This is a genomic window from Streptomyces sp. NPDC020747 (genome assembly GCF_044334695.1).
Lineage (GTDB): Bacteria > Actinomycetota > Actinomycetes > Streptomycetales > Streptomycetaceae > Streptomyces.
Genome location: NZ_JBIRTJ010000008.1, coordinates 115,955 through 134,092 on the forward strand (window position 1 = coordinate 115,955; position 18,138 = coordinate 134,092).

General features: G+C 69.6%; 13 protein-coding genes and 1 pseudogene. 5 read left to right on the top strand and 9 right to left on the bottom strand.

The window, feature by feature from the left end; all coding sequences use genetic code 11:
- Window positions 1-21 precede the first annotated feature (21 nt).
- Together ACH4YP_RS21945 and ACH4YP_RS21950 are read right to left on the bottom strand one after the other, a co-directional pair.
- Complete coding sequence (locus ACH4YP_RS21945; RefSeq protein WP_361066104.1) at window positions 22-228, bottom strand: ferredoxin; 207 nt, start codon at window positions 226-228, stop codon at window positions 22-24.
- Window positions 229-233: 5 nt separating this feature from the next.
- A complete protein-coding gene (locus ACH4YP_RS21950; protein WP_361066072.1) occupies window positions 234-1,493 on the bottom strand; it encodes a cytochrome P450 in 1,260 nt (419 codons plus the stop codon).
- Window positions 1,494-1,728: 235 nt separating this feature from the next.
- Here ACH4YP_RS21950 and ACH4YP_RS21955 point away from each other — a divergent pair, with 235 nt between their 5' ends.
- The gene (locus ACH4YP_RS21955) at window positions 1,729-2,475 is read left to right on the top strand and encodes an SDR family NAD(P)-dependent oxidoreductase (protein WP_361066075.1); all 747 of its coding nucleotides are present in this window, start codon (window positions 1,729-1,731) and stop codon (window positions 2,473-2,475) included.
- 303 nt (window positions 2,476-2,778) lie between these two features.
- Window positions 2,779-4,107: a LysR family transcriptional regulator gene (locus ACH4YP_RS21960; RefSeq protein ID WP_398491929.1), complete on the top strand. Its 1,329-nt coding sequence runs from the start codon at window positions 2,779-2,781 to the stop codon at window positions 4,105-4,107.
- An 89-nt stretch (window positions 4,108-4,196) separates the two neighbouring features.
- Here the strand turns inward: ACH4YP_RS21960 and ACH4YP_RS21965 are convergent, their stop codons facing one another.
- From ACH4YP_RS21965 to ACH4YP_RS21990, 6 genes are all read right to left on the bottom strand, one after another.
- Window positions 4,197-5,864 (bottom strand): ABC transporter substrate-binding protein, encoded by a 1,668-nt coding sequence (locus tag ACH4YP_RS21965; protein ID WP_398491931.1) that lies wholly within the window; start codon window positions 5,862-5,864, stop codon window positions 4,197-4,199.
- A gap of 163 nt (window positions 5,865-6,027) precedes the next feature.
- Window positions 6,028-7,215 (bottom strand): bifunctional glutamate N-acetyltransferase/amino-acid acetyltransferase ArgJ, encoded by a 1,188-nt coding sequence (gene argJ, locus ACH4YP_RS21970; protein ID WP_361066084.1) that lies wholly within the window; start codon window positions 7,213-7,215, stop codon window positions 6,028-6,030.
- Between the two features lie 151 nt (window positions 7,216-7,366).
- Complete coding sequence (gene cs1 / locus ACH4YP_RS21975; protein WP_361066087.1) at window positions 7,367-8,344, bottom strand: clavaminate synthase Cs1; 978 nt, start codon at window positions 8,342-8,344, stop codon at window positions 7,367-7,369.
- Window positions 8,345-8,359: 15 nt separating this feature from the next.
- Complete coding sequence (gene speB / locus ACH4YP_RS21980) at window positions 8,360-9,301, bottom strand: agmatinase (protein WP_361066090.1); 942 nt, start codon at window positions 9,299-9,301, stop codon at window positions 8,360-8,362.
- A gap of 63 nt (window positions 9,302-9,364) precedes the next feature.
- On the bottom strand, window positions 9,365-10,897 hold the full coding sequence (locus ACH4YP_RS21985) for an asparagine synthase-related protein (RefSeq protein WP_398491934.1): 1,533 nt from the start codon (window positions 10,895-10,897) through the stop codon (window positions 9,365-9,367).
- Between the two features lie 2 nt (window positions 10,898-10,899).
- The gene (locus ACH4YP_RS21990; protein ID WP_361066095.1) at window positions 10,900-12,621 is read right to left on the bottom strand and encodes a thiamine pyrophosphate-binding protein; all 1,722 of its coding nucleotides are present in this window, start codon (window positions 12,619-12,621) and stop codon (window positions 10,900-10,902) included.
- Between the two features lie 544 nt (window positions 12,622-13,165).
- Between ACH4YP_RS21990 and ACH4YP_RS21995 the strand changes: the two genes are divergently transcribed.
- The 3 genes and pseudogenes from ACH4YP_RS21995 to bla all read left to right on the top strand — a co-directional run.
- Window positions 13,166-14,755 (top strand): penicillin-binding transpeptidase domain-containing protein, encoded by a 1,590-nt coding sequence (locus ACH4YP_RS21995; protein ID WP_361066098.1) that lies wholly within the window; start codon window positions 13,166-13,168, stop codon window positions 14,753-14,755.
- Window positions 14,756-15,092: 337 nt separating this feature from the next.
- Complete coding sequence (locus ACH4YP_RS22000) at window positions 15,093-15,881, top strand: BTAD domain-containing putative transcriptional regulator (protein ID WP_398491937.1); 789 nt, start codon at window positions 15,093-15,095, stop codon at window positions 15,879-15,881.
- A gap of 1,109 nt (window positions 15,882-16,990) precedes the next feature.
- Window positions 16,991-17,606, top strand: a pseudogene (gene bla / locus ACH4YP_RS22005) (class A beta-lactamase); the annotation flags it as partial.
- Window positions 17,607-17,634: 28 nt separating this feature from the next.
- Here bla and ACH4YP_RS22010 read toward each other — a convergent pair.
- Window positions 17,635-18,078, bottom strand: coding sequence for a hypothetical protein (locus ACH4YP_RS22010; protein WP_398492231.1), 444 nt, complete (start codon window positions 18,076-18,078; stop codon window positions 17,635-17,637).
- Window positions 18,079-18,138: the final 60 nt, after the last annotated feature.

Here is an 18,138-nt window from a genome sequence, read left to right on the forward strand (position 1 = left end):
GCGCCGTGAGGACGCACGCTCTCAGCCCTCGGTGACCGTGATGGCCCCGCACGGGCACAGCTCGGCGGACAACCGGGCCGATTCGTGCAGTTCGGGCGGGGGAGCGGCGTCGAGCAGGACCACGGTTCCCGAGTCGGGGTCCTGCTCGAAGAGTTCGGGTGCCGTGGCCGCGCAGCGTCCCATGGCGCAACAGGCGGCCGGGTCGACTGTGACGGTGAGCCGGTTCACGGCGCTCACCAGGTCACGGGGAGGGCGCCGAGGCCGTAACTGGACACCTCGTGGCGGAAGTCCAACTCCTCGAACGGTACGGCCGGCCGGGCGCCGGGCATCCACCGCAGGACGGCGGCGAGGATCTCCTCGAGTTCGACCCGGGCGAGCCACTGGCCCAGGCACTGGTGCATGCCATGGCCGAAGGCGAGGTGGCGGCGGGCGTCGCGCTGCGGGTCCAGCAGATCCGGATCGGGGAAGACCCGCTCGTCCCGGTTGCCCGCCGACAGCGACAGCACCACGCCCTCGCCGGCCTTGATGAGTACGTCGTCGAGCTGTACGTCCTCGATGGCTGCCCGGGCCAGGCCGTTCTGCACGATGGAGTGGAAGCGCAGAAGTTCGTCGACCGCCTTGGGCAGCAGGCTCGCGTCCTTGGTCAGCGCGTCGGCCAGCTCCGGGTCGGTGAGCACGCTGAGCAGACTGAGGCTGGCCTGGCTGGTGGTCGTGCCATGGCCTGCCACCAGCAGCAGTCGGCACATCGGGACCAGTTCGTCGACCGTCAGATTGCCCGGCCGTACCTGGTCGAGCACCAGACGGCTGATCAGGTCGGTGCCGGGATCCGCCAGCCGCTCCTCGACGAGCTCGCGCAGATAGCCGTCCAGCTCGTCGCGGGCGGCCGCGACCTGGTCGGGGGTGTAGCCGCGGTCGATCAGGACGGCGCTGCGGCTCTCGATGAACTCCCGGCGGTCCTCACCGGCCCCGAACAGCAGGGTGATGACCCGTGACGGCACCGGGATGGTCAGGCCGGCGACGAGGTCGACGGGCCGTTCTCCGGCCACGAGCTTCGCGAGGATCTCGTCCAGCAGCGCTCGCACCGCCGGCCGCAGGGTCTCGGCGCGGCGGGCCAGGAAGTCGCGGGTGAGCGTGGAGCGCAGCCGGGAGTGGTCCGGGTCGTCCATGCGGATGAAGGACGCCGACTCGGGCTTGGCGCGCACCAGTTGGGAGGTGCGGGTCATCATGGGGAAGCCGGGTGCGCTGGTGACCGCGGTGAAGCGGCGGTCGCCCAGGACGGCCCGGACACCGGCGTACGAGGTCACCAGCCACACCTGGCTGCCGTCCCACAGGGTCACCCGGCTCGCGGCCTTCCCGGCCCGCAACTCGGAGAGCTGCGGTGGGGGATCCACGGGTGAGACGCGGGGCATCGGGTACGCCGGTGCCGCCTGCTTCTCCTGAGGCTCTGCCTCGTTCATCATCCACCGCCCGTCGTTGCACACGGATCGCGCCATGTCGTGCAGCCAATCTGCCGCAGCCCGGAAGGGCACGCCCGTGCCGTCGGCGCGGCGCGCATAAGCCGACGGAGACAGTCATAACCAGGGACGCCGAAAGGAATTCACCGGGCAATGCGGCGCTGATAGCGTCTCGCGGGAGCGACACATCGGTCCTGTGCTTCTCTCCGTTCCATCGGCCTTCGCCGTTTTCCGGAAATCTGTACATGCAACCGCCGCACAGAATGTGGGGGAAATGATGCCATCCGCACTGCAGGGGAAAGTCGCGCTGGTCACGGGCGCGAGCTCGGGAATCGGCGAGGCCACGGCCCGGGCCCTGGCGGCCGAGGGCGCCGCCGTGGCCGTTGCCGCGCGCCGCGTCGACCGGCTGCGCGCGCTCAGGGACGAACTGGCGTCCGCGGGCGCAAAGGTCCACGTTCTCGAACTGGACGTCACCGACGAGCAGGCCGTGGACGACGCCGTCCGCTCCACCGTGGAGGCCCTGGGCGGACTCGACATCCTGGTGAACAATGCCGGCGTGATGCTGCTGGGTCCCGTCGAGGACGCCGACACCACGGACTGGTCCCGCATGATCGACACGAACGTCCTGGGGCTGATGCACATGACCCGGGCGGCGCTGCCGCACCTGCTGCGCAGCCGGGGCACGGTGGTGCAGATGTCCTCGATCGCCGGGCGCGTGATCGCCCGCAACGCCGCCGTCTACCAGGCCACCAAGTTCGCCGTGGGCGCCTTCAGCGAGACGCTGCGCCAGGAGGTCACCGAGCGCGGCGTGCGCGTGGTCGTCATCGAGCCGGGCACGACCGACACCGAACTGCGCGGCCACATCACCCACGCCCCGACGAAGGCGGCCTACGAGGAGCGGATCGGCAAGATCCGGAAACTGCAGAGCGCCGATATCGCCGAGGCGGTCCGCTACGCCGTGACCGCACCACCGCACGTGACGGTCCACGAGATCTTCATCCGGCCGACCGACCAGGCTTGAGCGTCCCGCGCCAGGCCCGAACCGTTCCCTGCCCGTGCGCCGCCCCGATCGGGGCGGCGCACGCGTCTATCGACCCCGTCTCCGGGCTCTCTCGGCACCCCGCGGCGAGGAGAATCCGAAGAGGGGAACTGCCTATGATCGATTCCCGAAGCAATTAAGAATCCATTGCGGACAATTAAGCGGTGCAGTCCTTGACGGAAAAGGGAACCGAAATTGTCTCTCGGGTCAGAACTGACGTCTGTTGCCGGTCGGCCGGAATTACTGTCGCCTTTCAGTCGACGCGATCTTTCGTTACTTGACGCAGTGGGACAGTGCGGAGACCTCGCGGAGGTGGCCCGGGGCGCCGGAACCCGGCACGGCACCGTGGAGCGCCGGCTCGACCGGCTGGACAGGGCCGCCGGCCTCCCGCTGACCCTGCGCAGCCGCCACTCCGCCCGGCTGACCTCCGCGGGCTCGCGCATGCTGATCGCCGGGCGCCGGTTCTTCCACCAGATCGATCTCGCCGCGCGGACGCACATCTTCGGTCACGGCTCCGAAGCCGTCGACGCTCCGGACGTGCTGTCCATCGCCTCTACGGAACCGTTGCTGGAGGAGGTGGTCGAGGACGCCGCTGCATCGCTGGGCCTGCTGCTGTCGGTCCGTCATGAGGCACCGCAGCAGGTCGCCGCGCAGCTGGCCGGTTACCACGTCGATGCGGCGTACACCTGGAGCCTGGACTCGCCGATCCACTCGCTCGAACGGGCGACGCGCACGTACGACGTTCTCGACGACCCGATGTGGGTCATCCTGCCGCGGGACCACCCGCTGGCGGGCCGGGACGAGGTCTCGCTCGTCGACCTGCGGGACGAGACCTGGGTGTCCGAGACCGGGCCCGGCTCCGAGATCCTGGTGGCACGGGTCTTCCAGGCGGCCGGTGTGCCGGCGCCGGCCCGGCTGCACGTCACCGGCGCCTCGGTCGCCCGGGGCATCCTGCGCCGTGGGGACGCCATAGGGCTGGGTTCCCCCACCCACCCGGCGGTGCTCGCCCCGTCCCTCGTCCGCCGCTCCCTCGTGGAGCGTCCGCGCCGGACCACGAGCCTGCTCGTCGACCCCACGATCGTGCCACGGGCGCTGGCCGGGCGGCTGGCCGCGCTGATCGCCGACAGCCACCTGCGGCGCTTCGTCGAGCACCACCGGGATCTGCTGCACGAAGGCTGGTGGGCGCACTGGTACGCCGAGCAGACCGGCCACCGCCCCCGTGCCGGGAGCGTCCCGGGGGCGGACTCCGGGACGGAGCCGGCGCCGGAACCGACCGAAGTCCGGAAGCTGGACACCGAGGACCTCCACCTGCTGCAGGCAGTGGCCCGGCACGGCAGCATCAACCGGGCCGCGGCCGCGCTGTCCATCAGCCAGTCGGCGCTGACCCGTCGCATCCACCGGCTGGAGCAGGCCGTCGGCGCGCGACTGCTGCTGCGCAGCCCACGGGGTACGAGTCTGACCGGCCCCACTCGCCGGTTCCTGCGTCAACTGGCGCTGTACGAAGCGGAGTTCCACGATGCGGCGGTCGCCTGCCGCAGCGTTGACCGCCCGCTGCCGCACGGCCACTGGACCGCCCGGCAGGGCACACCGGCCGGCGCCCGCCTGTCGGGCTGACATGGGCCGGAGCCTGCCGCGCACGTCCCAGGGGCCGGGGTCCGTCCCGGTGACCGCTGTGGTGGCGGCCACCGGGACGGACCCCGTACTCACTTCGCCCCGAGCGCCACGTAGTCGTACATCCCGAACGAGCCCGTGACGTAGACGTTGCGGGCGTCCGGGTGCCGGTAGAGCAGGGAGCGCGGATACAGGTACGGCACGATCACCGCGTGGTCCATCGTCAGCCGGTCGACGCGGTGCCAGATCTCCGCGCGCCGCACCGGGTCGCCGGACGTGGCTCCCTCGTCGAGCAGCGCGTTGATCTCCTGGTCGTCGAGTTCGCCCATGTTCTGGTTGCCGCGTTCCTTGATCGCCCGCCCGTCGACGATCTGCTGCAGGAAGCCGTAGCCGTCGGGGAAGTCGGCGCCCCAGCCGAACATGATGATCCCGATCCCGTGCTCGCGCAGGTACTCCGGGCAGCCGCCGTAGCGGTCGAAGTAGTCGCCCGAGGGGAAGTCCAGGACCTCGGCCTCGATGCCGACCCTGGCCAGTCCGGCCGACAGCGCCTCGGCGGCCCGGTACTCCTTGAGCCGGTCCTTCCGGGCGGCGATCTTCGTCCGGAAGCCGTCCGGCATCCCGGCCGCCTTGAGCTCCGCGCGGGCGGCGTCCAGGTCCCCGGTGTCGTCCGGGCCGACCGGGTAGCGGTCGAAGGGCCGGTAGCCGTCGAGCGTCGGCGGCAGGATGTTGGTCGCGATGTCCCCGCCCACCGGACCGCCGTACGCCTCCTGCATCGCGGCCTTGTCGGTGGCGAACTGCACGGCACGCCGGCAGTGGATGTTGTCGAACGGCGGGATCCGGCTCGACAGGCAGTAGATCCAGGTGAACCCGGAAAGAGGGTTGTCGGCGTGGGCGCGCAGCTCCGGGTCCGCGAGAATGCGCTCCTGCGTCGAGGGCTGCACTCCGAATCCGGCCAGGTCGATGTGCGCTTCCCCGGCCAGCAGCATGCGGTCCACCTCGTGCGGTTCCTTGCCGAGGTGGACCTCGATGCGCCGGGCCCGCCGGACGCGTATCGGGTCGCCGGCCGGGTCCCAGTGCGGATTGGGCTCCAGGACCGCCAGCCGGCCGCGGGTGTAGGAGGCGACCCGGTACGGTCCGGTCGCCACCGGCTTCAGCCGGTAGCCGGCGCCCGTGTCCAGCCGGCGCGGCACCGGAGTCGTGCTCGGCATCGTCGCCAGCAGGTCGAGGCCGGCGAACGGCTCCCGCAGCCTGAAGACCAGGGTGCGCTCGTCAGGGGTCTCCAGCGTCACCGGGCCGTCCGTGTCCGGCTCCCGCCACGGGCCGCCGTAGTCCGTGCCCAGCAGATGACGGAAGTAGGTCGGCCCGGCGCCCAGCACATCGGTGCCGTAGTTGCTCCGGGCGATCGCGTACTTGACGTCGCCGGAGGTGACGGGACTGCCGTCCTCGAAGCGGAGCCCCTCGCGCAGCCGGTACGTCCATACCCGGCCGCCCTCGGACGGTTCCCCCAGCGACTCGGCCAGGTCGGGCACGAGCCGCTGGCCCGCCTGGCCCGGGGCGGTGTCGAAGGTGACCAGGGTCCGGCCGATGAGCCGCAGGAAGTTCCAGGTGTAGGCGTAGTAGGTGTTGCCGGGATCCAGCGAGTCGAAGTCGTCCGTGCGGACGAGCCGGAGCGTGCCGCCGGCGGCGTCGGTCGGATGGAACACACCCCGTACAGCGGTGTCGAAGCCCTCGTCCGCGGTCGTCGACCGAGTGGTCTCCATGGCCCTCCAGCCCTCGTCGCGATGCCGTCCGTCACATCTTGCGGGCGATGCCGGGCGGCGCAGGAGGTGTGGCGTGGCGCGCGCATAGCCGAAGGCCGGTCGGTATATCCGGGGCGCAGGGTGCGCACGGGGTGGCGGTGTCCGCCGCCCCGTGCGGCCGGCGTCAGGTGGTGTACTCCGAGTTGAGCCGCACGTAGCCCTCGGTGAGGTCGCAGCCGTACACCGTGAAGGCACCGTCGGCGATGGCGAGGTCGATGGCGATGACCACCTCGTCGCCCCGGAGGTGCTCGGCGACGGCGGCGCGCAGCGCGTCATCGCCCCCGGCGTCCCCGGCGCCGGCACGCGGCGGGTAGACCTCGACGTCTCCGAAGCGGATCGCGGTCTTCTCCTGGTCGATGTCGGTGTCCTCGGAGCACTTGCCGATCGCCATGGCCACGCGGCCCCAGTTGGGGTCGCTGCCGTGCACGGCGGTCTTCACCAGAGGGGAGTTGACGACGGTCTTGCCGACCCGCTTGGCCTGGGCGTCGTCGCGGGCGCCGGTGACGCGGACCTCGATGAGCTTGCTCGCCCCTTCGCCGTCGCTCGCGATGTCCTTCACCAGGGCCAGCGCGGCGGTGTACAGCGCCTGCTCGAACTCCGCGGCGTCGACGTCCCCGGCCAGCCCGTTGGCGAACAGCACCGCCGTGTCGCTGGTGGAGGTGTCGGTGTCGATGCTCACCGCGTTGAAGGTGCGGTCCATGACCCGCCTGAAGAGGCGGTCCTGCTCGGCCGGGTCGAGCCGGGCGTCCGTGGCGAAGAACGTCAGCAGCGTCGCCATGTCGGGCTCCAGCATGCCGACGCCCTTGGCGATGCCCACGAGGGTCGCCCCGCCGACACTCACCCGGACCTCCTTGGGCCGGGTGTCGGTCGTCATGATGGCGCGGGCCGCACGGTCGAAGCCACCTTCGGGGAAGGGCCATGACAGCGTCTTGAGGTGCTCCCGGATGCTCTGCATCGGGTACTGACGGCCGATCACCCCGGTGGAGGCGATGAGGAGTTCGTTCTCGTCCACGCCGAGGGCGCGGGCTACGGACTCCCGCACCTCGCGCGCGTTGTCCTCGCCCTCCCGTCCGGTCGCGACGTTCGCGTTGCGGGCCAGCACCACCACCCCGCGCGCCCGGCCGTCGGCGGCCGCCTCCCTGCTCAGCACCACGCTCGGGCCGGTGAACCGGGAGCGGGTGAAGACCGCGCTCACGGTGGCCGGAACGGTGGAGGCGAGCACGGTGAGGTCGTCCCGGCCGTCGTCGGCAAGTCCCACCGGCGCCGTGTGCACGACGAATCCCTGCGGGGTCTGTGGTGTGGGGTCGGGCATGTCAGCGTCTCCTGTCACGGGATGGCGAGGCGACGGCCGCGCCTGTCGTCCGACTGCATTACTTCCAATTATCCAGCATATTCATGCATGACGGCCCGCTGTCCTCTTCACCGGGCACGGCGAGAGGACAGCGGGCCGGATGCTGCGGCGGCTACCGGCGCGGCGTGAAGGCGATGACGTCGCCCGCGCGCTCGCCGCCGGACAGCTGGCCGTTGCGGTCGGTGCGGATGTACACGCGGTGCAGCCAGCGGTCCTCGCCGTCCCAGCGCGGGGTGAACGGCGTACGGGCGTGCGTGGTGCGGAAGTTGTCGATGATCAGCACGTCACCGGGGGTGAGCTTCACCGCCTCCGTCACCTCGTCCAGGGCCTTGGACAGGACGGCGACGGCCTCCCTGTCCTTCGGGTCCTCGGGTGCCAGCAGCTCCCGGTCATACCCCAGGTACGGGTCGTTCTCGTCGTTGTACAGCGGCTTGACGTTGGCGATGGCGCCCGGGTCGGGCACACCGCCGCGGAAGGCCACGTCGACGCAGCAGGGCACCTTGCGGTCGAACAGCCGCGTCCTCGACTCCTCGTCGATCAGCGGCAGCGCCTTGCGGATCGACCCGACGAGGGTCTCGGCCCGGCGCTCGTGGTCCGCGCGGGCGCAGGCGAGCATGACGTAGTTCGGCTGCAGGATGTGGTACGCCATCTCCGTGTGGAACTCCAGCAGGGTCTCGGAGGTCTCCGAGGAGAGGTGGTGGGCGCCCGGCGACGGATACACGTCGTGGTAGACCGTGCCGGAGCGCAGCTCCTTGTACCCCGTGTGCAGACCGAGCCGCCGGCCGGCCAGCGCGAGCAGCGCCTCCATCACCAGCAGCCGGCGGTCCACCGGGGCCGGTGTGGAGGTGGGCGTGGCGGGCAGTTCGTCCTCGTCGACCGGCAGGCCGCGCAGCAGCAGGTAGCCGTCGTCGCTGCCCTCGGCGTTGAACGTGTCCAGGGCGGTGGCCAGTTCATCCGGCAGCCGCTCGGACAGCTCCTTCGCCTTCTGGAGAAATCCGTACAGGTCCGCTCGTGGTACGTCCGGGAGCTCCGCGGCCAGAGCGAGCAGTCGGTCGCGGTACGGGGTGCAGTCGACTATGGGAGAAGTCATGGCGCGATGTCTCCTTCACAACTGGGTGTGGTGGGCGCGGGCGTACTGGTAGAGAAGTTCCGCTCCGATCTCCGTGGCCAGGACCGAGGTGATCCCGCCGTGGTCGTAGAGGGGCGACACCTCCATCACGTCGAAGCCGACCGGCTTGAGGTCCCCGACGCACCGCAGCAGGGCGAGGACCTCGCGCGAACTGAGCCCTCCCGGCGCGGGCGTGCCCGTACCGGGAGCGAAAGCGGGATCGACCACGTCGACGTCGACCGACACGTACACCGGCCGGTGTTCGACCCGCTCACGGATGAGATCGATTGTTTTGCGCACCCCCAGTTCCCCGAACATGTCGGCGGTCACCACGCGTACGCCGTGGCCGCGGGCGTAGTCGAGCGAGTCCGGCTTCGGGTTGTGTCCGCGGATGCCGATCTGCACCATCGCGGAGGGATCGACGAGTTTCTCGTCGATCGCGTGCCGGAAGGGCGTGCCATGGTGGTACTGGCCGCCGTAGAAAGCCGGGTTGGTGTCGGAGTGCGCGTCCAGGTGCACGACGGCGACCGGGCCGTGCTGCTCGGCCACCGCACGCAGGGCCGCCACGGTCATGGAGTGGTCGCCGCCGAGCATCAGGAAGGCGGCGTTGCCCTTCAACAGCGTCGACAGGTGCCGCTGCGCCGTCTCGATCGCGATGTTCATGTCGAACGGGGTCAGATTCATGTCCCCGGCGTCGACACAGTTGATCAGGTCGAAGGTGCCGATGCCGCGGTCGATGCCGACGCCGTGGATGAGGCCCGACTCGTTGCGGATGGCCCGCGGGCCGAACCGGGCGCCGGGACGGTAGCTCGTGCCTCCGTCGTAGGGGGCGCCGATGACCACGACGTCGTAACCACGGGGATCCTGATCGTGCGGCAGGCGCATGAACGTGGGGATCTGCGCGTAGCGAGGTGAAACGTGTGAATCGATGCGCTCCACGGTTTCAGCTCCCTTCCTGGGAATCGACGACGGGCGAGGACGGGGCATTGCCGACGTACGGGGTCATGCCGCACCCTGCGCGAACCGGTCGGCCACAGACTGTGCCACCTCATCGGTGCTCACCTCCGAGGGGTGGCGGCCGTCCGCGACGGTGAGGCCGAACAGCTTCCTCACCACCTGCCGCTTCGCCTCCGGGATCGCCTGTTCCGCCACACCGTGCTCCGTGAGCATTCGGGAGAACGACGACGTGGTGCCCGAGCCCTCGTGGACTCCGAGCTTGGGCCGCCTGGTGGTCTCCTCGGGCAGCGCGTCGGCCAGCGCGGCGCGCAGCACCCACTTGTCCTGCCCGTGCCGGCGCTTGAGCCCGGCCTCCAGCGAGACGAGCAGGTCGAGCAGGTCCCGGTCCCAGTAGGGGTGGGTGGTCCAGTGGCCGCCGAGCGCGGACAGCACGGGGGACATCTCGTTGAGGCCGTCGAAGGTCGCCATGTCGTATGCCACGGCGGTGTCCAGGTTCGGCAGCCGGTCCTCGCGGTGCATGCCCGCGAGGGGGATGTCCGCGCCGTACCCGGTGAGAATCCGGCGCGCGGAGCCGTCGAGCGCGCGGTAGAGCGCCACGAGCGGGAGCAGGTACTCGATGATGTCCGGGTCCATCGACTCGGCCGCCCACACGGCGTACGGGAGCTGCGCCAGCAGGTCGGCGGTGGGAATCATGACCTCTTGGTGCCCGGTGCGGAGGTGGTCGACGACCGCCCGGGCCTGGGCGAACTCGTTGGACGTGTCGGTGCCCATGGACACCGTGTCCAGCGTCCCGGCCGCCCGGTGGGCGCAGGCCGCGACCCCGGAGGAGTCGATGCCGCCGGACAGCACCACCAGAGGAGTGCTGCCGGACGGGACGCGTGCGGCGACGGCCTGGTCGAGGGCCGTACGGACGGCCGCCACCGCCTCGTCCTCCGGCATGATCCGTCGCGCCAGGGGTGGTGTCCAGGTGCGGTGGGTCGTTGCCTTGCCGGAGGCGAGGTCGATGTCCATCACGGCCCCCGCCGGAACCTGGTAGATGCCCGTCAGGCCCGCCACGCGCCGGGCGTCCGCGAGCGGGAAGCCCCGCGGATCACGGTGTGCGGCCAGCGTCTTGGCCTCGGTGGACGCTCTGACCTCGCCCGGGGCCGCGCAGGTGTACAGCGGCACCGAGCCAGCATGGTCGGTGGCCAGCAGGACACGGTGTCCGAGGCTGACCATGGCGGCGAAGCGTCCGTTGAGCAGCCGGAAGGCGTGCAGGCCGTAGCGGTGGAGCAGTTGCAGAAGCAGCTGCGCGTCGCTGTCCGGTTCGGTGCCCGGGGGCAGGACGGAGCGCAGGGCGGCGCGGTTGTAGAACTCGCCGGCGAGGAGCACGGCGGTGTCCGTGTCCTGTGCCTGCGCGGCGTCGGGCCTGACCCCGGGAGCGTGCACCAGCGTCGCGGTGAGGGACTGGGCGCGCAGGGGTGTGTCCATGTCGGTGCGGCTGCCCCGGGTCGCGAAGACCGCGTCGGGGACCCGGCCCCCGCCCGGACGGGCGGAGGCCAGGAAACCGAAGGCAGCCGGAAGAGCCGGTGCCTTCATGATCAGATACTCAGGGCGCCGAAGCCGCCCGGCTGGAAGTCGTAGGCGATGGGGACTTCGATCAGGAAGGGGCGGCCCAGCTCGGCGCCCTTGCGCAGCGCGGCCAGCAGCTCCTGCCGGTCGGTCGCCCGGGTCGCGTCCACGCCGTTGGCCTCGGCGAGGGCGACGAAGTCGACGCCGGTGAACTTCACCGCCGGGTCATGGCTGCGGTGGTGACCCATGTTCTGGTAGAGCTCGATCAGGCCGTTGGTGTCGTTGTTGACGACCACCGTCACGATCGGCAGGTTCAGCCGGGCGATCGTCTCCAGGTCGGCGCTGTTGGAGTGGAAGCCGCCGTCGCCGGCGATGAGGAAGGTGGGCTGGTCCGGGCGGGCCAGCTGGGCGCCCATCGCGGCGGGGATGCCGTAGCCGAAGCTGGAGCAGCCGGCCGAGGTGAGGAAGCCGAACGGCTGGTCGGCGCGGGCGAACAGGACGCCGTAGTGCCGGAAGAAGCCGATGTCGGAGACGATCGTGCCCTCACCGCTGCGGGCGGCCTCCTCCATGACCGTGTTCATGGAGTCGATGACCTGGTGTACGCGCATGCCGTCCTCGTAGGCCGTCGGGTCCGCGAGGAACTCCGCGATGCGCTCGCGCAGCGGGGAGATGTCGTGCCGGTCCTTGGCCGCGACGGAGGTCGTCGCCGTGTCGAGGTGTTCGACGAAGGCGAGCACGTCGGTGACGACGTCGACGGTGGGCCGGTACACGCGCGGGACCGGGTTCACGGTGGGCGAGACGCGGACGGTCTTCTTCTCGATGCCCGGCTGCCACATGGACGGCCGCAGGTCCTCGGCATAGTCGTAGCCGAGGGTGAGGATGAGGTCCACGGGGGCGAACAGGGTGTCGAGGGCGGGGAACCCGAGGATGCCGTCCATGTAGCCGGTGACGGCCCCGTAGTTCAGCTCGTGGTCGTGCGGCAGGACGCCCTTGGCGATGTACGTCGTGATGACGGGCACGTTCAGCCGCTCGGCGAGGGCGCGGATGGCGGGCACCGCTCCGGAACGTATCGCGGCGGCGCCGACCACCAGAACGGGGTGCTCGGCCTCCGCCAGCAGCGCAGCGGCCCGGTCGGCGGCCTCCTGCCAGCCGTCCGCGACCGCACCGGTCGGCTTGGCCGGGGTGTTCGCCGGCGGGAGCGGCACGGAGGTGTCGATGCCCTCGGAGGAGCCGAGCAGGTCGACGGGCAGGGAGATGAAGGACGGGCCCACCGGCTCGGTCATGGCGGCGCTCACGGCGGAGTCCACGAGATCCGTGATCTCGTGCGGGCGCTGGAGCTCCGTGGCGTACTTGGACATCGGGGCGATGATCGCCACGGAGTCCAGGCACTGGTGGGTGTCGTTCGGGAAGATGTCGTGGGACTCGGACTGGGCGGCCAGGGCGATGACCGGCGAACGGTCCAGGACGGATGTGGCGATGCCGGTGGAGAGGTTGGTCATGCCGGGGCCAAGGGTGGCCCAGCACGCCTGGGGGCGGCCGGTGATGCGGGCGAGGACGTCCGCGGCGACGCCGGCGGTGAACTCGTGCCGGGTGAGGACGAAGTCGACCCCCTCGACCTCGTCGAAGAGAATCGACGCGGCCTCTCGGCCGACTACCCCGAACACCTTCTCCACGCCGTGGTCGCGCAGCCGCGACAGTAGGGCGTGCGCGGCGGTCGGTTTGCTGCTGGGGCCGGTCGATACACGGGACATGGGTGGTCTCCAGGTTCGGTCAGCGGTGGGTGGTTCTCGGCAACCTTGACCGGGCTCGCTCTTGACGTCCTCTCCCGGACGTACCCGAGGACTGTCCGGAGAGGGGACAACGAGTGGGGACGCGCCGACGAAGTCCAGGCAAAACAAAACCGGTCGCGTGGCCTGATTTTCTTGGCTGTCCGAATCGCCCCGCCGAAACGATTCCATTCGGCCAGCGCAGTCCAGGAAGAGAGCCGCTCCGGAGAAGATTATTCCAGTGGTCTAGTCCAATTTTCGTGCCGAAATCGACCGATTTGCCCCTGCGTTGCCTCATGTGCTTGGCCGGAGAGTGTCCCTTTAATGACCCTCTTTAGTGGCTCTTTACCTGCGGCTTCGGCCGTTCATCACCTTTGCCCGTTGTTCCATTTTCTTCACTCCTGGGTTGTCTTGAACGCCGCATACGAGGAGTGGTACGAGAGCGGGAAAGCGTAACCTGGGTCCCATGACGCGTTCCGACAGCTATGGCGATTACCCGCCGCGCCGCAGGCGCCGATCCTCTGGCCGGATGATGGTTTCGGGGGTCGCCGCGCTGGCCGTCACCGTGGGGGTCGGCTATTGGGGTTACTCCAGCCTGGTTGCCGACGAAGACTCGGAGGACCCTCAAGTGGTGGCCGCGACAGGGGAATTGGAGAAGTTCCTCGCCGCCTGGGAAGCGGGCGACGCCCAGGCGGCCGGCCGGCTGACGGACACTCCGGACAATGCCGAGTCGTTGATCAAATCCGTCATGACCAACCTCAAGCCGTCGAAGACCGAGATCAGCGCCGGTACCGGCGAGAGGAAAGCGGAAGGGGAGGTGGATGTTTCGTTTACCGTGAAGATGGCCCTTCCGGGGGTGGGTGACTATACGTGGGGCTCGAAGGCGAAAGTCGTCGAGAGTCGCGACAAATGGAAGGTTGAATTCCACACCGAGATGGTTCACCCGAAGATTGTTCCGGGGCAGACGCTCGCCCTGAAGTCGCGGGACCGGGCCGCCATCCTCGACGAGAATGGCGACGAGCTGCAGTCCGCCTCCCTCGTCGGTGTGGTCGACGACAAGACCGGCAAGGGGGCGTCGGGCCTTCAGGCGCGCTACGACAAGCAGCTCACGGGTGGCTCGGGCCCGTCGAAGTCGGTCGTGGTTGTGAACCGCCAGTCCGGCCAGGTGGTGAAGAAGCTCACCGGACCCAAGGAAAGCCAGGGCAAGCCGGTGAAGACAACCATCGATCCGCAGGTCCAGGAGGCCGCCGCCGAAGCCCTGAGCGGAGTGAAGAAGAACGCGGCGATCGTCGCCATCGACCCCTCCAACGGCGACATCCTGGCCGCCGCGAACATGCCCTCCGGCATGAACCGTGCGCTGGAGGGCCGCTACCCGCCCGGCTCCACCTTCAAGGTGGTGACCGCCGCCGCCCTGCTGAAGCAGGGGATGCAGCCGTCGGACCGGGGAGACTGCCCGAAGTTCGCCCACGTCAACGGTCAACGCTTCGAGAACCAGGACCAGTTCGTGCTGCCCGAGGGGTCGACCTTCCGGGACAACTTCGCCCACTCCTGCAACACCTTCTTCGTCAACTCCCGCAGCAAGTTGTCCGCGTCCACCCTGCACGACACCGCGGAGGCGTTCGGCATCGGCGACACCTGGGACGTGGGCACCACGACGTACGACGGCAGCGTCCCGGTCGCCACCAGCGACAACGACAAGACCGCGTCCACCATCGGGCAGGCCCGGGTACAGGCGTCGCCCCTGGTGATGGCGTCGATCGCGGCAACGGTGAAGGAGGGCGTCTTCAAGCAGCCCGTCCTGGTGCCCGACGCCGTGAAGAGCCGGTACGAGGCCCCCGCCAAGCTGGACACCGGTGTCGTCGACGCACTGCGCGACATGATGCGTGCGACCGTCACCGAAGGGGCCGGCTCGGCACTCAAGGGCACCCCCGGTGAGCCGCACGCGAAGACGGGCACGGCCGAGTTCGGCACCGAGACCCCTCCGCGCACGCACGCCTGGATGATCGGCTACCAGGGTGACCGGAACCTCGCCTGGTCGGTCCTGCTGGAGGACGGCGGATCGGGCGGTTCCGACGCGGGTCCGATCGCGGCGAAGTTCCTCGAGAACCTCGCCGGATGACACTCCGAGAATCCATGCTTTCCTGAAATTATACAGCGGTACGGGGGACTTCGTTGTGAAGAAATCGAGGAGGGTGACTCGCCGAGTGTGCCGGTCTTCAGGGAAGACCGGCACGGGCTCACGACCACGCTCCAGAACTGGCTTCGCCCCCTGATCCGACGGCAGTGCCGCAACTGCCGGTCCTCTGACTTCCGTCGACACGGCCTGTGCTCCCACAGGGGCTCCAGGCTGAAGTGCAAGGCGCGACCAAGCGCACACGGTTGCCAGCACGGAATACACCGATGCCACGTCCACCCTCTCGGGCGAGGGCGTGGTTCTTCAACAAGGGGGATCCGCCATGAACACCTGGAATGACGTGACGATCCGGATTCTCGGTCCGGTGACTCTCGTGAGAGCCACCGGGCCGATACCCATCCGGGGGCAGCGGCAGCGGCGTTTCCTCACTTCCTTGGCGCTGAGACCCGGGCAGGTCATGTCCAAGGAAGCGATCATCGAGGACTCATGGGACGGGGAGCCGCCCCTGACCGTCTCGGGACAGCTGCAGACCTCGGCCTGGATGATCCGCACGGCCCTGTCGGAGGCGGGGCTCACCCGCGACGCCCTCGGCTCGCACGACCGTGGCTACGAGTTACGGGTGCCGCCGGAGTCCATCGACCTGTTCGTCTTCCGGGAAACGGTGCGAAGCGTCCGGGATCTGCACGCGCGCGGAAAGCACAGGGAGGCGTCTGAGCAGCTCGACGCCGCGCTGGCCCTGTGGAAGGGACCGGCCTTCGCCGACGTCACCTCCAGCCGACTGCGTCTGAAGGGGGAGACTTTGGAAGAGGAGCGGGCGGCGGCGGTCGAAGTGCGCGCCCTGATCGACGTCGGTCTCGGACGCTACAACGAGGCGATCGCGCAGCTGTCGGAACTGGTCGACCGCGACCCCTTCCGCGAGGACCTGTACGTCAGCCTCATGAAGGCCTACTACGCAGAGGGCCGCCAGGCCGACGCGATCCAGGTCTTCCACCGGGCGAAGGACATCCTGCGGGAGCAGATCGGGATCAGCCCGGGAGAGAGGATGACGAGCGTGATGCAGGCCATCCTGCGTCAGGACGAACAGGTTCTGCGCGTCAGTACCCCGGCATGAGGTGACGGCGACCGAGGGGAGTGGGGCCTGCGAGGCTTCCCGGATACACGAGTGACGAAACGTCTTCTGCGAAACGGTGGGTGAGACTGGTTCAAGAGTCGTGGAAGAGGCTCGTGGAATTGAATGATCCCTGGTCGGCCACAGGGTCGGCTCCGGCCGGAGCGTCGCCCCCCGTGCGCTCCGGCCATTTCCTTGCCAGGGGGCACCACTGACTCAAAAACGACTCCTTTGTCATCACCTGTCGTAATGTCCCCCTCGCTCGAAGGGATCACAGGAAACGCGGATGGAACATTGGCCGGGCGACGTACGGTACTCAAGGGAGTCCTGGCGGCATCGGGGGTGCGACGGTGGCCGGAGCCGTCGGCGCCTGGCCGGCAGTCCGGCGCGGCGGTCCGTACTCCACCCCTGTGGAGCTGCGCTGGCTCGGCGTCTCCGGTTGGGAGATCGTCATCGGCGGCGGCCGTAGCGTCCTTACCGTCCGCGACGAGACGGTCCGTTATCTGCTCATGTCCACGGGGACGCCGCGGGCGCGCATCGACGATGTCATCCAGGTCAAGGGAGGCGAGTACCTGCAATTCGACGGGTACACGGTGGAGGTCTTCCGCAGCCTGCACAGCCAGCCCGCCGACCACGGCTACTTCGCGCCGGGCCGGAGGGTGGCGCCGCCGCGTCGGCCGACCGTGCTCGGCGACCTCGTTGAGGGCGACACCCTTGCCCAGCAGGTGTCCGTCGACGGCGGGCCGAGGATCCTGCTCATGGGCGCGAGCAAGTTCGTCGAGCGCGAACTGGCCGGGATCCGGCCAGACGTCGCACTGGTCCCGATGAGTTCGCACTCGGCGGTCCACCGTTACGTCGAGCGGTTCCTGACGGCCACGGGGAACCCGCTGCTGCTGATCCCCAGCCACCACGACGACATGGCCCCCTTACCGACGAGCCTGGCCTTCTCGTGGCTCGGTCCAATTCTCGGCTGCCGAAGAACTGTCCAGGGTGTCCGCACCCGGCTCGCGTGTCCTCACCCCCCGGCACCTGCAGCCGCTGGACCTCACCGCCGCGCTCTCCTGATCTCCCGTACTGCCGCTCGAAGATGCCGCAGCGAGCGGAGAGCTCCCAAGTACTCCCTGGGCGGGATGGACCGGGTCGTCAAGTACTCCCAGGACGATCTGGTCGCCCGCTCTCCGCTGACCGAAGAGCACGTCGGGACCCGGGATGAGCCTGGGCGCGCTGTGTGACGCGGCGGTCCGCTCCGGCGACAGCACCGCGGCCAACCTGCTCCTCGGACAACTGGGTGGTCCGCAGGGCCTGGACGCCGCACTCGAAGAGATCGGCGACGACGTCCCCCGGATAGAGCGCCGCGAGACGCAGCTGAACCAGTGGTCCCGGGGCGCCACGCGTGACACAAGCACGCCGCGGGCGCTGGCCAACGACCTGCGCGCGTACGTCCTCGAAGACGTACTCGGCAAGGCCGAACGCGCGCAGCTCACGAAGTGGCTGCGGTCCAGCGCCACCGGCGCCGAGCTCATCAAGGCCGGGATGCCCAAGGACATGGGGGTCGGTAACAGGGCCGGAGCCGGAGGCACGTACGGCATCCGCAACGACATGGCCGTGGTGTGGCCCTCCGACAGCGCCCCGATCGTTGTGGCGATCATGTCGAACGGCTACAAAGAGGACGCCGATTACGACGACAGACTGATCGCGGAAGCGGCATCCGTCGTCGCCGGCGCGCTGTTGCAGCAGCAGGTACGGCCAGTCGGCGTCAGACCGGGGGGCGCTCTCCCAGGAACTCGGCGAGGCGACGGGTGCCGGGGGCGCACGCCTCGTGGAGTTCCCCGGCCTGCTCGGTGGAGAGCCGGCCCGACGCGCCGGTTCGTGCCGTGTCCACCCGTCCGGCCACCCGCGTCGCCCAGGCCTCCGGCTCCGGGGTGTCGGCGAACCGGCCGAACCGGGTGAGTTCCGGGAGCGGGTCGGCCACGATCCGGTCGTAGGAGATGTGCAGCGGCCGCTCCGGGGGCAGCGCGGAGAGGTGCCTGATCGCGCCGGTGCTCCGCGACCGCATCCTCCCGAACCGTTCGAGGTGAATGTCGGCGTGCGCCAGCGCTGCGGCGTCCAGGGTGTCCGGAGTGAACGCCCGCAGCTCTTCCGGGAGGCGCTGTGCGTGCGCCGGATCGTGGACCTTGAACGGCCCGCTCCCGTCGGCCACCGGATCACCTCGTCCCTGATGCTGTGGAGGGCGTCCGGGTCGTCGGTGAGCAGAGGCAGG

What these genes read in the sequence shown, in the direction of transcription:
- ACH4YP_RS21990 (WP_361066095.1), bottom strand. Translation starts at nt 12,621, where the DNA reads ATGTCCCGTGTATCGACCGGCCCCAGCAGCAAACCGACCGCCGCGCAC.
- ACH4YP_RS21995 (WP_361066098.1), top strand. Translation starts at nt 13,166, where the DNA reads ATGATGGTTTCGGGGGTCGCCGCGCTGGCCGTCACCGTGGGGGTCGGC.
- ACH4YP_RS21950 (WP_361066072.1), bottom strand. Translation starts at nt 1,493, where the DNA reads ATGGCGCGATCCGTGTGCAACGACGGGCGGTGGATGATGAACGAGGCA.
- ACH4YP_RS21985 (WP_398491934.1), bottom strand. Translation starts at nt 10,897, where the DNA reads ATGAAGGCACCGGCTCTTCCGGCTGCCTTCGGTTTCCTGGCCTCCGCC.
- ACH4YP_RS21955 (WP_361066075.1), top strand. Translation starts at nt 1,729, where the DNA reads ATGATGCCATCCGCACTGCAGGGGAAAGTCGCGCTGGTCACGGGCGCG.
- ACH4YP_RS22000 (WP_398491937.1), top strand. Translation starts at nt 15,093, where the DNA reads ATGAACACCTGGAATGACGTGACGATCCGGATTCTCGGTCCGGTGACT.
- argJ (WP_361066084.1), bottom strand. Translation starts at nt 7,215, where the DNA reads ATGCCCGACCCCACACCACAGACCCCGCAGGGATTCGTCGTGCACACG.
- ACH4YP_RS21965 (WP_398491931.1), bottom strand. Translation starts at nt 5,864, where the DNA reads ATGGAGACCACTCGGTCGACGACCGCGGACGAGGGCTTCGACACCGCT.
- cs1 (WP_361066087.1), bottom strand. Translation starts at nt 8,344, where the DNA reads ATGACTTCTCCCATAGTCGACTGCACCCCGTACCGCGACCGACTGCTC.